Annotated in this window: 13 protein-coding genes; 8 read left to right on the top strand and 5 right to left on the bottom strand. The window is 72.3% G+C overall.

Annotated features, from left to right (window positions below; genetic code table 11):
* Positions 1–93: 93 nt before the first annotated feature.
* The 3 genes from ACF08F_RS14735 to ACF08F_RS14745 all read left to right on the top strand — a co-directional run bounded on the left by ACF08F_RS14735 (position 94) and on the right by ACF08F_RS14745 (position 2,530).
* Entirely contained in the window at positions 94–447 is a 354-nt protein-coding gene (locus ACF08F_RS14735) for a hypothetical protein (protein ID WP_392298856.1), read from the top strand.
* A gap of 92 nt (positions 448–539) precedes the next feature.
* On the top strand, positions 540–959 hold the full coding sequence (locus ACF08F_RS14740) for a hypothetical protein (RefSeq protein WP_392298857.1): 420 nt from the start codon (positions 540–542) through the stop codon (positions 957–959).
* Between the two features lie 122 nt (positions 960–1,081).
* A complete protein-coding gene (locus ACF08F_RS14745) occupies positions 1,082–2,530 on the top strand; it encodes an aminopeptidase (RefSeq protein ID WP_392298858.1) in 1,449 nt (482 codons plus the stop codon).
* A gap of 227 nt (positions 2,531–2,757) precedes the next feature.
* Here ACF08F_RS14745 and ACF08F_RS14750 read toward each other — a convergent pair whose 3' ends face one another.
* Positions 2,758–4,590, bottom strand: coding sequence for a glycoside hydrolase family 3 protein (locus ACF08F_RS14750; protein WP_392298859.1), 1,833 nt, complete (start codon positions 4,588–4,590; stop codon positions 2,758–2,760).
* 230 nt (positions 4,591–4,820) lie between these two features.
* Between ACF08F_RS14750 and ACF08F_RS14755 the strand changes: the two genes are divergently transcribed.
* Positions 4,821–5,384 carry an AAA family ATPase gene (locus ACF08F_RS14755; protein ID WP_392298860.1) on the top strand — a complete coding sequence of 188 codons (564 nt, stop codon included), beginning with the start codon at positions 4,821–4,823 and terminating at the stop codon, positions 5,382–5,384.
* Between the two features lie 10 nt (positions 5,385–5,394).
* Here ACF08F_RS14755 and ACF08F_RS14760 read toward each other — a convergent pair whose 3' ends face one another.
* Both ACF08F_RS14760 and ACF08F_RS14765 read right to left on the bottom strand, forming a co-directional pair.
* Positions 5,395–5,961 carry a Uma2 family endonuclease gene (locus ACF08F_RS14760; protein WP_392298861.1) on the bottom strand — a complete coding sequence of 189 codons (567 nt, stop codon included), beginning with the start codon at positions 5,959–5,961 and terminating at the stop codon, positions 5,395–5,397.
* A 41-nt stretch (positions 5,962–6,002) separates the two neighbouring features.
* Positions 6,003–7,049, bottom strand: a complete 1,047-nt coding sequence (locus tag ACF08F_RS14765; RefSeq protein ID WP_392298862.1) for a LacI family DNA-binding transcriptional regulator — start codon at positions 7,047–7,049, stop codon at positions 6,003–6,005.
* A gap of 111 nt (positions 7,050–7,160) precedes the next feature.
* Here ACF08F_RS14765 and ACF08F_RS14770 point away from each other — a divergent pair, with 111 nt between their 5' ends.
* From ACF08F_RS14770 to ACF08F_RS14780, 3 genes are read left to right on the top strand one after another with little or no spacing between them, the layout of a single operon-like run.
* On the top strand, positions 7,161–8,312 hold the full coding sequence (locus ACF08F_RS14770) for a Gfo/Idh/MocA family protein (RefSeq protein WP_392298863.1): 1,152 nt from the start codon (positions 7,161–7,163) through the stop codon (positions 8,310–8,312).
* Positions 8,309–9,466, top strand: a complete 1,158-nt coding sequence (locus ACF08F_RS14775; RefSeq protein WP_392298864.1) for a dihydrodipicolinate synthase family protein — start codon at positions 8,309–8,311, stop codon at positions 9,464–9,466. The genes ACF08F_RS14770 and ACF08F_RS14775 overlap by 4 nt, the downstream gene beginning before the upstream one ends.
* A 26-nt stretch (positions 9,467–9,492) precedes the next feature.
* Positions 9,493–10,266: a sugar phosphate isomerase/epimerase family protein gene (locus tag ACF08F_RS14780; protein ID WP_392299114.1), complete on the top strand. Its 774-nt coding sequence runs from the start codon at positions 9,493–9,495 to the stop codon at positions 10,264–10,266.
* Positions 10,267–10,356: 90 nt separating this feature from the next.
* On the opposite strand, the gene ACF08F_RS14785 is transcribed toward ACF08F_RS14780, so the two are convergent.
* Together ACF08F_RS14785 and ACF08F_RS14790 are read right to left on the bottom strand one after the other, a co-directional pair.
* Entirely contained in the window at positions 10,357–10,773 is a 417-nt protein-coding gene (locus tag ACF08F_RS14785; RefSeq protein WP_392298865.1) for a PIN domain nuclease, read from the bottom strand.
* A complete protein-coding gene (locus ACF08F_RS14790) occupies positions 10,770–11,006 on the bottom strand; it encodes a type II toxin-antitoxin system VapB family antitoxin (RefSeq protein WP_392298866.1) in 237 nt (78 codons plus the stop codon). Before ACF08F_RS14790 ends, ACF08F_RS14785 begins: the two co-directional genes overlap by 4 nt.
* Before the next feature lie 120 nt (positions 11,007–11,126).
* Here ACF08F_RS14790 and ACF08F_RS14795 point away from each other — a divergent pair, with 120 nt between their 5' ends.
* Positions 11,127–13,376, top strand: coding sequence for an ATP-dependent RecD-like DNA helicase (locus tag ACF08F_RS14795; protein ID WP_392298867.1), 2,250 nt, complete (start codon positions 11,127–11,129; stop codon positions 13,374–13,376).
* Positions 13,377–13,379 lie beyond the last annotated feature (3 nt).

The raw sequence follows: 13,379 nt of genomic DNA on the forward strand, positions 1-13,379 counted from the left end.
ACTCAGCCCCGGGCGGTGCCTGAGTACCGGGCCGCCCCGGGCTGAGTACCCGGGCGGATCCCGGCGCCCGCCCGGCGGGGTTGAATCGGCGGCATGAGCAACGACCTCCGTCCCCGCGCCGCCTCGCCCGTCCCCGTCGCCCCGCCGGACGCCGAGCGAGCCCGCCTGCGGAGGCTGTCCATGATCGGGGCGGGGCTGTTCTTCCCGGCGAGCCTGCTCGCCGGCATCCTCGTGCTCACCCGGGAGAACACCGCCCGCTGCCTCACCTACGGCGAGAGGTGCAACGCCGCCCCCGGCTCCCTGTACGCCGCCGCCCTGGTGCTCTTCGTCGTGGCCTGGATGATCGTCCAGAGCGCCGCGCGACCCGACGTCCGCCGGGCCGCGCTCTGGACCCAGATCGGCGCCGAGTGCGTCTTCCTGCTCTTCCTCCTCACCGCGTTCGCATAAGCGCGCCCCCCGCCCCGGTCGGGGCGGAAGCAACCGTTCCGGGGCCGGCTGCGTCGTACGCGTGTACGCCGATCCTTCCGGGAGGGGAACACATGCCCACGGACAGGAAGGACCCGGGACGAAGTGGCCGACGGCCGCTCACCCGGCTCCTCGCCCCGCTCCTCGCCGCCCTCGCCCTGCTCCTGTTCCCCGTGCCGGGCCCCGGCGGCGGGACCGCCGAGGCCGCCTCCGTGTGCCACGGCCGCCCGACCAAGACCTACGCCTTCGCCACCGGCGAGCTGCGCCTCTACCGCACCCGCCACTACGCCTGCGCCGTCACCGTCGCCAAGCGCCCCGGCGCTCCCCGTCCGATGACCGTCTCCCTCCAGCCGCGCGGCGCACGCCCCGCCGTCAAGGCCGGACGGTTCGGCCGGCAGGCCGGTCCCGTCACCGTCCACGCCCTCAACCGCTGCGTCCGCGCCTACGGTTCGGTGGCCGGGCAGAGCAGGTCCACGGGCTGGATCCTGTGCTGACCCCGGCCCGTTTCCTCTGTTGATGCACAGGAAAGTCCAAGAGTAAGGACCAACTGGGTCTGGCGGTCCACACGTTGCCCCCGCTAGGTTCGCGACACCGTTGTGAACCAAGGGGAGGACGAATGCGCAAGTCGCTCAGAGGGCTGGTGTCGCTCGCGGTGCTCATAGGCACCGTCGGCACCACGGGCGTGGCCACCGCGGCGGACACGGAGGCCAACAGCCCCACCGCCGTGGCCGACTCGCAGAGCGCGGACATCAAGGACCGCATCCTGGCGATCCCCGGGATGAGCCTGATCGAGGAGAAGCCCTACGCCGGCTACCGGTACTTCGTCCTGGACTACGTCCAGCCGATCGACCACAAGCGTCCGTGGGCGGGCACGTTCAAGCAGCGGCTCTCGGTCCTCCACAAGGACACGGACCGCCCGACCGTCTTCCGCACCAGCGGCTACGGGCTGAGCACCACCCCCAGCCGCGCCGAGCCGACGCGGATCATCGACGGCAACCAGATCTCCATGGAGTACCGCTTCTTCACGCCGTCGCGCCCCCAGCCGGCCGACTGGTCGAAGCTGGACATCTGGCAGGCGGCCAGCGACCAGCACCGGATCTTCTCCGCGCTGAAGAAGATCTACGGCAAGAACTGGCTCTCCACCGGCGGCTCGAAGGGCGGCATGACCGCCACCTACTACGAGCGCTTCTACCCGCGTGACATGGACGGCGTCGTCGCGTACGTCGCCCCGAACGACGTGGTGAACAAGGAGGACTCGGCCTACGACCGGTTCTTCGAGAACGTCGGCACGAAGGACTGCCGCGACCGCCTGAACAACATGCAGCGCGAGGCCCTCGTCCGCCGCGAGCCGCTGCAGAAGAAGTACAAGGAGTGGGCCGAGGCCGAGGGCGCGACCTTCAACACGGTCGGCTCCCTCGACAAGGCCTGGGAGGCCGTCGTCCTCGACTTCGTCTGGGGCTTCTGGCAGTACTACGGCCAGGACGTCTGCGACCAGATCCCGGACGCGGCGACCGCGAGCGACGACACCGTCTACGAGACGATCGACGCCTACTCCGGCTGGGCCGCCTACGCCGACCAGGGCCTGGACTACTACACGCCGTACTACTACCAGGCGGCCACCCAGCTCGGCTCGCCCAGCATCAAGCAGCCGCACCTCGCGGGCCTCAGCCGCTACGGCTACCAGCCGGCCAGCAGCTTCGTGCCGAAGTCGATCCCGATGAAGTTCCAGCCGCAGGCCATGCGGGACGTCGACAACTGGGTCCGCAAGAACGCGAACCGGATGATGTTCGTCTACGGGCAGAACGACCCGTGGGGCGCCGAGCCGTTCCACCTCGGCAAGGGCACGCGCGACAGCTACGTCTACACCGCGCCGGGCGCGAACCACGGCGCGAACGTCGCCGGGCTCGTCGAGGCCGAGCGGGAGAACGCCACCGCCCGCATCCTCGCCTGGGCCGGCGTCTCCGCCCCGGCCGTCCAGGCGGCCCAGCCGCTGGCCCGCTTCGACGCCCGCCTCGACAAGCCGGTCGACGAGGACGTGACCAAGGAGCACGGCCTGCGTCCGTGACCCCAGCCCGTAGCGGGAGTGCGCACCGCTGAGGCGGTACGCACCCCGTTGTGGGAAAGCGGCCCGCCGGGGGGCGGTGCCCACCCCGTTGTGCCCACCCGTTCCGCAGGGCGGAACGGGTGGGCACAACGGACGGCGCCCCTGCCGGGCCCAGGCTCCCGGGCCTGAACCCGCACCCCGTGCGCACAGCACCGGTGGTGCGGGTTCAGGCGTACCGCTCGCGCGGCTCAGCGCGCGTACGACAGCCCATACCCCACCGGATACAGGACCGCGGTCGGGTCCTCCGCGCTCTGCACCGGCACGGGCAGCCGTCCCTTCGGACGGGCGCGTCCGGCCAGGACCCGCGCCGCGGCGCGGAGTTCGACGTCGGTCCAGGAGTAGGCGGCGAGCGTCGCCCGCTGCCCGCCGAGCCGCGCGACGTCGTACGGGTTGCGGATGGCGATCGTCACGACGGGCACCCCGCTCGCCACGAGCCGCGCGACGAGCGTGCGCTGCGGACTGGCCGCGGTGACGTTGTACGTGCCCACGACGACCACGTCCTGCCCGGCCGCCGCCGCCACCGCCTCCTCGATCCGCGCGGCCGTCGGGGTGATCCCGGTGGAGAGCGCGGTCGCGGTGAAGCCCAGCTCCGTCAGGGCGGTCGCGAGCGTCGTGGTCGGCGGTCCCGTGGTGCCGGACGGCGAGGCCGGGTCGGCGCCGACGACGAGGACCTTGCCGTGGCCGGTGGGGCTCAGCGGCAGGAAGCCGTCCTCGTTGATCAGCAGGGTCGTGGTCGCCTCGGCGATCCGGTCGGCCTGCGCGAGGTGCGCCGCGGTGCCGACCACCCGGTCGACGCCCGCCCGTGTCACGTACGGCTGCCGGAAGAGGCCCAGCTTCGTCTTGAGCCGCAGGATCCGCAGGATCGATTCGTCCAGCCGGGCCTCCGTCAGCTCGCCGTCCCTGACCGCCGCCAGGACCGCGTTCCAGGCGAGGTCGAGCTCCGGCGGGTTGAGCAGCTGGTCCACCCCGGCCTTCAGGGCGAGGACCGGGACGCGCTCGTCGCCGTACTTCGTGCGTACGCCCTCCATGCCGAGGGAGTCGGTGACCACCACGCCGTCGTAGCCGAGCTGCCGGCGCAGGATGCCGGTGAGGATGGGCTCGGAGAGCGTCGCCGGGTCCTCGCCGGGGTCGAGCGCGGGCACCACGATGTGCGCGGTCATGATCGAGTCGATCCCGGCGTCGATCGCCGACTCGAAGGGCGGCGCGTCGAGTTCGTTCCACTGGGCCCGGGTGTGACTGATCGTCGGCAGGCCGTGGTGGCTGTCGACGGCGGTGTCGCCGTGCCCGGGGAAGTGCTTGGAGGTGGCCGCGACCCCGGCCCGCTGGTACCCCTTCACCTGCGCGGCGACCAGACCGGCGACGGCGCGCGGGTCGGAGCCGAAGGAGCGGACGCCGATGACGGGGTTGGCCGGGTTGACGTTGACGTCCGCGACCGGGGCGTAGTTCTGCCGGATGCCGACGGCGGCGAGCTCGGTGCCCGCGATCTGCGCGGCCTTGCGGGCGTCGGCGAGCGAGCGGCCCGCGCCGAGGGCCATCGCCCCGGGCACCAGGGTCGCGGGCTCCCCGACCCGGCAGACGATGCCGTGCTCCTGGTCGGTGGAGATGAGCAGCGGGATCGGGGTCGGCTGGGCGAGTCCGGCCTGCTGGATGCCGTTGGAGAGCTCGGCGATCTGGTGCGGGTCGCGGGTGTTGTGGGCCCAGGAGAAGTAGATGACGCCGCCGACGTGGTAGCGCTCGACCAGCTCGGCGGCGGTGCGGACGCCGATCTCCGAGAGGTTGGCGTCGATGTCGGCCTGGTCGGGGGCGGTCGCGGAGTGGCCGTACACCCGCATGACGAAGAGCTGGCCGACCTTCTCCTCCAGGGACATCCGGGCGATGATCTTCCGGAGCTTCCTGTCGGTGGTCTCGGAATGTGCCGCCTGGGCCACGGGGGCGGTGGCGCCGGTGACGGCGGCCGCCGCGGCCGCGGCGGTCACCGTGAGAAGGGTGCGTCGGGAGGGGGTGGGGGCGCGGTGGTGCACTGATGCTCCTTCCGGCCGTGCAAGGTGAAGGAAACTTCCAAGGAGTCACGGATAGCCCGAAAGTAACTGCCAGGTCAAGGACCCGCGCAGGAATGGCCGCCCTGCGCGCCGCGCCCCCCGACGCCGGCCCCGCCGGTCTCCCGATCGCCGCGCCCGACCGGGAAAACCCCTGGCGGGCCGCCCCTGCTGCTCGTACTGTCATCCGGTCCCACCAGCGAGGAAAGGCGCGCATGACCTTCGAGAACATCACCGTCGACGCCCCCGAGCCCGCCCCGGGCGCCGTCCTGCTGGCCGGCATCCCCGGCAGCGGCAAGTCGACCGTCGCGGCGGCCCTCGCGGCCCGCTTCACCCGCTCCGCGCACATCGAGGTCGACGACCTCCAGGAGCTCATCGTCCAGGGCTGCCACTGGCCGAGCCCGGACGGCGACCCCGAGGCGGACCGTCAGATCCTGCTGCGCGCCCGAAACGGCTGCCTGCTCGCGGACAGCTTCGCCGCGGCCGGCTTCCTGCCGGTCCTCGACGACGTGGTCGTCCGCCGCTCCCACCTGGACTTCTACCGCGCCCACGCCAAGGCGGTCCCGCTCCACGTGGTGATCCTCGCCCCCGGCCCCGACAAGGCATGGGAGCGCAACAACGCCCGCCACAAGAAGCTGACGACGAACTGGGCCTTCCTGGACGAGGCCATGCGCGCCGAACTCTCCGGCGAGGGCGTCTGGATCGACAACGCGGACCAGACGGTCGAGGAGACGGTGGACGCGGTCCTCGCGGCGACGGGCCTGAAGCCGGGGACGTAGCCCCCGGCGCTCAGCTCTCGGAGCGCGGGAATCCGTCCGTCTTGACGATGATCTCCCGTCCTTCGAGGGGCGGCGCCAGGTCCTCGCCGAAGGCGATCTGTTCCTGCTCGTCGTAGGTTCCCCGACGGGTGGGGCGGCTGTGGATCGTGCAGGTGTGGTCGGACGGGTCGATGATCACGTAGACCGGGATGGCGCACTCGGCGTACATCCGGAACTTCTTCGTGAAGTCGTTGTCGCGGGTGCTCTTCGAGACGACTTCGATGACTGCTTCCAGGCTGTGCCACTCGAAACGGCCTCGGCTGTTGCGCTCGGAGCCGGGGGCGACGATGGCCAGGTCGGAGGCGTACCCGTAGAGGTGGGACGGGGAGTCGATCATGGCATCCGCGAGCAGCTTGCCGTGCCCGGCGAGCTGCTTCTTGATCTCGGGCGCGGACTCGATGAGGATGTCCGACCGGCTCTCGCCCTGCGGCGTCACGATGATCTTCCCGTCCGTGATCTCGACGCGGTAGCCGCCAGGCGGATTGGCATCCTCCAGCGCGTCCCAGGCGCTGTGAACGTCCATCCCTATCGTCGTCATGCGGGCCTCCGTATGCCGTCACTTCCCGCGATAGCGGGCACCTACCCCCGCGGCCGGGCCGTCGAGCCCCGGAGCACCAGTTCGGAAGGGACCGTCACCGGGCCGCCCGCCGGGGGCTCCTCCGCCCCCATCGCCAGGCGGCCCGCACGGGCGCCCGCGTCGTGGAGCGGGAGGCGGACGGTCGTGAGGGCCGGGACCGCGTCCACCGAGAAGGGCAGGTCGTCGAAGCCCGCCACCGAGACGTCGTCCGGGACGGACAGGCCCCGCTCCCGCAGGGCCGCGCAGACGCCGAGCGCCACCGTGTCGTTGGCGGCGACGACCGCCGTCAGGTCCGGGTCGCGGGCGAGGAGTTCGGCGGTCGCCTCGTGGCCGGAGCGGCGGTCGTACGGGCCGTGCACCGTCGGGCCCTCCGCGACCCCCGCCGCCGCGAGCGCCGCCCGGTGGCCTTCGAGCCGGTGCCGGGTCGTCGTGCGGTCGGCCGGCCCGGCCACGTACCCGATCCGGCGGTGTCCGAGGCCGAGCAGGTGCTCGGCCAGGAGCCGCGCGCCGGTGCGGTTGTCGAAGACGAGCGCCGCGGTGTTCGCGTCGCCCGGAACCGGCGGGCGCCCGCACAGCACGACCCGGGTCCCCGCCTCCGCGAGCTTGGCCAGCTTGCCCGCCGTCGCCGCCAGGTGCTCCGGGTCCTCCAGCGAGCCGCCCATGAGGATCACGGCCGCGGCCCGCTGCCGCTGGAGCAGGGTGAGGTAGGTCAGCTCGCGTTCGGGGGAGCCGACCGTGTTGCAGACGACGGCGAGCTTCTCGCCCCCTGCCCGCCCCGAGGCGACCTCCCCGATCGCGCCCTGCGCCGCGCTCGCCATGATCCCGAAGAAGGGGTCGGCGATGTCGTTGACCAGCACCCCGACCAGGTCGGAGGTGGCGGCGGCCAGGGAGCTCGCGGGGCCGTTGAGGACGTAGTCCAGCTCGTCCACCGCCCGCAGGACCCGCTCGCGGGTCGAGGCGGCGACCGGGTAGTTGCCGTTCAGGACCCGGGAGACGGTCGCGGGGGAGACCCGGGCGCGGGCGGCCACGTCCGCCAGGGTGACGGTCATCGTCTGCGTACCTCCGGGGCCCTTGTCGACGGTGATGTCGGCAGGCTAGCGTCATCCCCGATAGAAAGCGCTTTCTTTCCGGAGGGCGCAGCACCGGGGAGAGGAACCTTCGTGACACGCAGGACAGTCCGCATCGCCATGAACGGCGTCACCGGGCGCATGGGCCACCGCCAGCACCTCGTCCGCTCGATCCTCGCCCTGCGCGAACAGGGCGGCCTCGACCTCGGCAACGGCGAGACCCTCTGGCCCGAGCCCGTCCTCGTCGGCCGCCGCGAGCACGCCCTGCGCGCCCTCGCCGAGCGCCACGGCCTCACCGAGTGGTCCACCGACCTCGACGCCGTCCTCGCCGACGACACGATCGACATCTACTTCGACGCCCAGGTCACCTCCGCCCGCGCCGACGCCCTCACCAAGGCCGTCGCCGCCGGCAAGCACGTCTACACCGAGAAGCCCACCGCCACCGACCTCGCCGGAGCCCTGGAGCTCGCCCGCCTCGCGAACGAGAAGGGCGTCAAGCACGGCGTCGTCCAGGACAAGCTCTTCCTCCCCGGCCTGCTCAAGCTCAAGCGGCTCGTCGACGGCGGCTTCTTCGGCGAGATCCTGTCCGTGCGCGGCGAGTTCGGCTACTGGGTCTTCGAGGGCGACTGGCAGGACGCCCAGCGCCCCAGCTGGAACTACCGCGCCGAGGACGGCGGCGGCATCGTCGTCGACATGTTCCCGCACTGGGAGTACGTGCTCCACGAGCTCTTCGGCCGCGTCACGAGCGTCACCGCGCACGTCGCCACGCACGTCCCGCGCCGCTGGGACGAGCAGGGCAAGCCGTACGAGGCCACCGCCGACGACGCCGCCTACGGCATCTTCACGCTGGAGGGCGGCGCGATCGCCCAGATCAACTCCTCCTGGACGGTCCGCGTCAACCGCGACGAACTCGTCGAGTTCCAGGTCGACGGCACGCACGGCTCCGCCGTCGCCGGGCTGCGCGGCTGCCGGGTCCAGCACCGCTCGGCCACCCCCAAGCCGGTCTGGAACCCCGACATCCCGGTCGCCGAGTCCTTCCGCGACCAGTGGCAGGAGGTCCCCGACAACACCGAGTTCGACAACGGCTTCAAGGCCCAGTGGGAGCTCTTCCTGCGGCACGTCACGCTCGGCGAGCCGTACCACTGGGACCTCCTCGCCGGCGCCCGAGGCGTCCAGCTCGCCGAGCTGGGTCTGAGGTCCGCGGCCGAGGGCCGCCGCCTCGACGTCCCGGAGGTCTCCCTGTGACGGTCCGCCTGCCGCTTCCCGACGGCTCCACGCGCGCGTACACCCCCCGCACCGAGCCCCTCGCGCCCTCAGGGGGGACGGGCCCGCTGACCTCCCGTACGGTCTTCTCCGCCGCGCACGTCGTCGCCGACCCGTACGCCGACACCACCCCCGACTACCCCGCCGCGGTCGACTGGGACGCCACCCTCGCCTTCCGCCGCCACCTCTGGTCCCACGGCCTCGGGGTCGCCGAGGCCATGGACACCGCGCAGCGCGGGATGGGCCTCGACTGGACGGGGGCCGCCGAGCTGATCCGCCGCTCCGCCGCCGAGGCGAAGGCCGTGGGCGGACGGATCGCCTGCGGCGTCGGCACCGACCAGCTCACCGCCCCGGCCGACCTGGCGGGGGTCCGCAAGGCGTACGAGGAGCAGCTCTCGCTCGTCGAGGAGACCGGCTCCCAGGCGATCCTGATGGCCTCCCGCGCCCTCGCCGCCGCGGCGGACGGCCCGGACGACTACCTCGACCTCTACGGCCACCTCCTCCGCCAGGCGAGCGAGCCGGTCGTCCTGCACTGGCTGGGCCCGATGTTCGACCCGGCCCTGGAGGGCTACTGGGGCTCGGCCGACCTCGACGCCGCCACCGAGACCTTCCTCGACGTGATCGCGGCCCACCCCGACAAGGTCGACGGCATCAAGGTCTCCCTCCTCGACGCGCGGCGCGAGGTCGAGCTGCGCCGCCGCCTCCCGGACGGCGTCCGCTGCTACACGGGCGACGACTTCCACTACCCGGAGCTGATAGCCGGCGACGAACAGGGCTTCAGCCACGCCCTGCTGGGCATCTTCGACCCCCTCGCCCCGCTCGCCGCCGCGGCGGTGCGGACCCTCGACACCGGCGACGTCGCGGGCTTCCGCGCGGTCCTCGACCCGACGGTCGAGCTCTCCCGGCACCTCTTCGAGACCCCCACCCGCTTCTACAAGACGGGCGTCGTCCTCCTCGCCTGGCTCGCCGGCCACCAGGACCACTTCACGATGGTCGGCGGCCTGCACTCGGCCCGCTCGCTCCCGCACCTCGCCCGCGCCTACGAACTCGCCGACGGACTGGGCCTGTTCCCCGACCCGGCGCTCGCGGAGTCCCGGATGCGGTCCCTCCTCACCGTGCACGGAGTCCCGCAGTGAACCTCGACCGCTTCTCGATCAACCAGATGACGGTGAAGCAGCTGGCCCTCCCCGACCTCGTACGGGAATGCGTCCGGCTCGGCGTCCCGGGCGTGGGGCTGTGGCGCGAACCCGTGCGGGCGTACGGGGTCGAGGCGGCCGCCGCGCTCGTCCGGGACGCCGGACTCACCGTCACCACGCTCTGCCGGGGCGGCTTCTTCACGGCCGACGGCTGGGAGGCGGAGAACCGCGCGGCGATCGACGAGGCGGCGACGCTCGGCACCGACACCCTCGTCCTGGTCTCCGGCGGCCTCACCCCGGCCTGCCCCGACCTGCCCTCGGCCCGCGCCCGCATCACCGAGGCGATCGGCGAACTCGCCCCGTACGCGGGCGAGCAAGGAGTCCGCCTGGCCGTCGAGCCCCTCCACCCGATGTACGCCTCCGACCGCTGCGCGGTCTCGACCCTGGACCAGGCGCTGGAGATCGCGGAGCACTTCCCGGCCGCGCAGGTCGGCGTCACGGTCGACACGTACCACCTCTGGTGGGACGACCGCGCCCCGGCGGCGGTGGCACGCGCGGGCGCGGCGGGCCGCATCCACTCCTTCCAGCTCGCCGACTGGACGACCCCGCTCCCGGCCGGGGTCCTCAACGGCCGGGGCCAGCTGGGCACGGGCGCGATCGACCTCCGGGCCTGGGCGGACCTGGTCGAGAAGGCCGGCTGGACCGGCCCGGTCGAGGTGGAGCTCTTCAACGACGACCTGTGGGCGAGGGACGGAGCCGAGGTCCTGGAGGAGACCCTGACCCGCTTCCTGGCGGTCTGACGAGCTGCCGGGCCCCGGTGCGGTGGGGCTGCGGCGAAGGGCTGCCCGGCTGTGCGGGGCCGGGCAGCCGGAACCCGAGGCGAGAAGAGGTCACCTGCCCGGGTTCCGCACGTCCTGCTGCTCGACTTCCTTCAGGACGCGGGCGACCGTGGCGAAGTCCTTGTCGCGGTGCAGGAGGGTCAGGCCGTGATGGACCGCCGTGGCGCAGAGAAGCAGATCCACCACGCCCGCCGCGCGGTGCTGCCCCTTCTGCGTCAGCTTGTACTGGGCGGTCTCCACCCACCGCCACGCGTCCTTCGGGACGCGCACCGGCGCGAACATGGCGGCGAGGTCCTCGTCGGTCTCGTCACGGTCGTCCACGCTGGTGGCGCTGAAGAGGATCTCCGCCCAGGTGGCCTCGCACATGCCGATGGCGCCTGTCTCGATCTCGGCGTCCCAGCGCCGCTGAGACGCCGGATCTGTGCCGAGGTGGACGTACGCGCTGGTGTCGATGAGGTAGGTGATCACTCGGCGTTCCCGCCGCGCTGGGCGGCCTTACGGGCCTCCCAGTCCCGGCGTACGGGCTCCAGCTCCCCCCGGGCGCCACGCTCCGCGAGTCGCTGGACGGCCGCCCGGCGGCGGTGACGCCTTATGACCTCTTCCAGCGCCGTGTTGATCGTGTCCTTTTTCGTGGTCGTGCCGAGCAGTCGCGCGGCCTCGGCGAGCACGTCGTCATCCACGTCCACGTTGGTCACGGCCATGATCACCCTCCATGCGCACCATGTGGGAAGAACGCCCACTTCTCATACATGATAGATCCGGGGGCCCGGGAGTTGTCCACAGCCGCCCGCGTTGTCGGCCCCCTTCGCTACGGTCGGTCCATGTCCAACGAGGGTCGGGGTCCGGCGGTGCTCGAAGGGGTCCTGGAGCGGATCACCTACGCGAACGAGGAGAGCGGGTACACGGTCGCGCGTGTCGACACCGGGCGCGGTGCCGGTGACCTGCTCACGGTCGTCGGTGCGCTGCTCGGCGCGCAGCCGGGGGAGTCGCTCCGGATGGAGGGCCGTTGGGGGTCCCACCCGCAGTACGGGAAGCAGTTCACCGTCGACAACTACACGACGCTCCTGCCCGCCACCATCCAGGGCATCCGCCGCTATCTGGGGTCGGGGCTCGTGAAGGGCATCGGGCCCGTCTTCGCCGACCGCATCACCCAGCACTTCGGGCTCGACACCCTCGACATCCTCGAAGAGGCGCCCGCGCGGCTGATCGAGGTCCCGGGGCTCGGCCCGAAGCGGACCCAGAAGATCACCGCCGCCTGGGAGGAGCAGAAGGCGATCAAGGAGGTCATGGTCTTCCTCCAAGGGGTCGGCGTTTCGACCTCCATCGCCGTGCGGATCTACAAGAAGTACGGGGACGCCTCCATCTCCGTCGTGCGGAACCAGCCCTACCGGCTCGCCGCCGACGTCTGGGGCATCGGCTTTCTCACCGCCGACAAGATCGCCCAGGCCGTCGGCATTCCCCACGACAGTCCCGACCGGGTGAAGGCCGGGCTCCAGTACGCCCTCTCGCAGTCCAGCGACCAGGGGCACTGCTTCCTCCCCGAGGAGCGGCTGATCGCCGACGCGGTGAAGCTCCTCCAGGTCGACACCGGGCTTGTCATCGAGTGCCTCGCCGAGCTGGCGGAGGATCCCGAAGGGGTCGTACGGGAGACCGTTCCCGGCCCCGAGGGGCTGCCCGTCACCGCCGTGTACCTGATCCCCTTCCACCGGGCCGAGCTGTCGCTCGCCGGGCAGCTCGGACGGCTCCTGCGGGCCGGGGAGGACCGGATGCCGGCCTTCCGGGACGTGGCCTGGGACAAGGCGCTGGCCTGGCTCGCCGACCGCACCGGGGCCACGCTCGCGCCCGAACAGGAGGACGCGGTCCGGCTGGCCCTGACCCGCAAGGTCGCGGTCCTCACCGGCGGCCCCGGCTGCGGCAAGTCCTTCACGGTCCGCTCGATCGTGGAGCTGGCGCGGGCGAAGAAGGCCAAGGTGGTCCTCGCGGCGCCCACCGGCCGGGCCGCCAAGCGGCTCGCCGAGCTGACGGGCGCCGAGGCCTCCACCGTCCACCGGCTCCTGGAGCTCAAGCCGGGCGGGGACGCGGCCTACGACCGGGACCGCCCGCTCGACGCCGATCTGGTCGTCGTCGACGAGGCCTCCATGCTCGACCTGCTCCTGGCGAACAAGCTGGTCAAGGCAGTGGCACCCGGTGCCCACCTGCTGCTCGTCGGGGACGTGGACCAGCTCCCCTCGGTCGGCGCGGGCGAGGTCCTCGGCGACCTGCTCGCCCCCGGCAGCCCCGTCCCGGCCGTGCGGCTGACCCGGATCTTCCGGCAGGCCCAGCAGTCCGGGGTCGTCACCAACGCGCACCGGATCAACGCCGGCACCCCGCCCCTCACCCAGGGCCTCCCGGACTTCTTCCTCTTCGTCGAGGAGGAGACCGAGGACGCCGCCCGGGTCGCCGTGGAGGTCGCGGCCCGGCGCGTTCCGGCCAAGTTCGGTCTCGACCCGCGCCGGGACGTCCAGGTCCTGGCCCCCATGCACCGGGGCCCGGCGGGCGCGGGCGCGCTCAACGGCCTGCTCCAGCAGGCGATCACCCCGGCCCGCCCCGATCTGCCGGAGAAGCGGTTCGGCGGCCGTGTCTTCCGGGTAGGCGACAAAGTGACGCAGATCAGGAACAACTACGACAAAGGCGCGAACGGCGTCTTCAACGGCACGGTCGGCGTCGTCACCGCCCTGGACCCCGTGGAGCAGCGGCTGACCGTACGGACGGACGAGGACGAGGAGGTGCCGTACGACTTCGACGAGCTGGACGAGCTGGCCCACGCGTACGCGGTGACCATCCACCGCTCGCAGGGCAGCGAGTATCCGGCGGTCGTGATCCCGGTCACCATGAGCGCCTGGATGATGCTTCAGCGGAACCTGCTCTACACGGCCGTGACCCGCGCCAAGAAGCTGGTCGTGCTGGTCGGCTCCCGCCGCGCGATCGCCCAGGCGGTCCGCACCGTCTCCGCGGGCCGGCGCTTTACCGCACTGTCCCATCGCCTCACAGGTGGAGCTCTCGTGTCGACTGCCCGACCCGTGAAGGGCTGAGCT

The organism is Streptomyces sp. NPDC015130, assembly GCF_043080005.1.
GTDB lineage: Bacteria > Actinomycetota > Actinomycetes > Streptomycetales > Streptomycetaceae > Streptomyces.

Bases quoted from the DNA above. Each gene is read 5' to 3' on its own strand.
- ACF08F_RS14735 (WP_392298856.1), top strand. From the start codon at position 94: ATGAGCAACGACCTCCGTCCCCGCGCCGCCTCGCCCGTCCCCGTCGCC.
- ACF08F_RS14740 (WP_392298857.1), top strand. From the start codon at position 540: ATGCCCACGGACAGGAAGGACCCGGGACGAAGTGGCCGACGGCCGCTC.
- ACF08F_RS14745 (WP_392298858.1), top strand. From the start codon at position 1,082: ATGCGCAAGTCGCTCAGAGGGCTGGTGTCGCTCGCGGTGCTCATAGGC.
- ACF08F_RS14755 (WP_392298860.1), top strand. From the start codon at position 4,821: ATGACCTTCGAGAACATCACCGTCGACGCCCCCGAGCCCGCCCCGGGC.
- ACF08F_RS14760 (WP_392298861.1), bottom strand. From the start codon at position 5,961: ATGACGACGATAGGGATGGACGTTCACAGCGCCTGGGACGCGCTGGAG.
- ACF08F_RS14765 (WP_392298862.1), bottom strand. From the start codon at position 7,049: ATGACCGTCACCCTGGCGGACGTGGCCGCCCGCGCCCGGGTCTCCCCC.
- ACF08F_RS14780 (WP_392299114.1), top strand. From the start codon at position 9,493: ATGACGGTGAAGCAGCTGGCCCTCCCCGACCTCGTACGGGAATGCGTC.
- ACF08F_RS14790 (WP_392298866.1), bottom strand. From the start codon at position 11,006: ATGGCCGTGACCAACGTGGACGTGGATGACGACGTGCTCGCCGAGGCC.
- ACF08F_RS14795 (WP_392298867.1), top strand. From the start codon at position 11,127: ATGTCCAACGAGGGTCGGGGTCCGGCGGTGCTCGAAGGGGTCCTGGAG.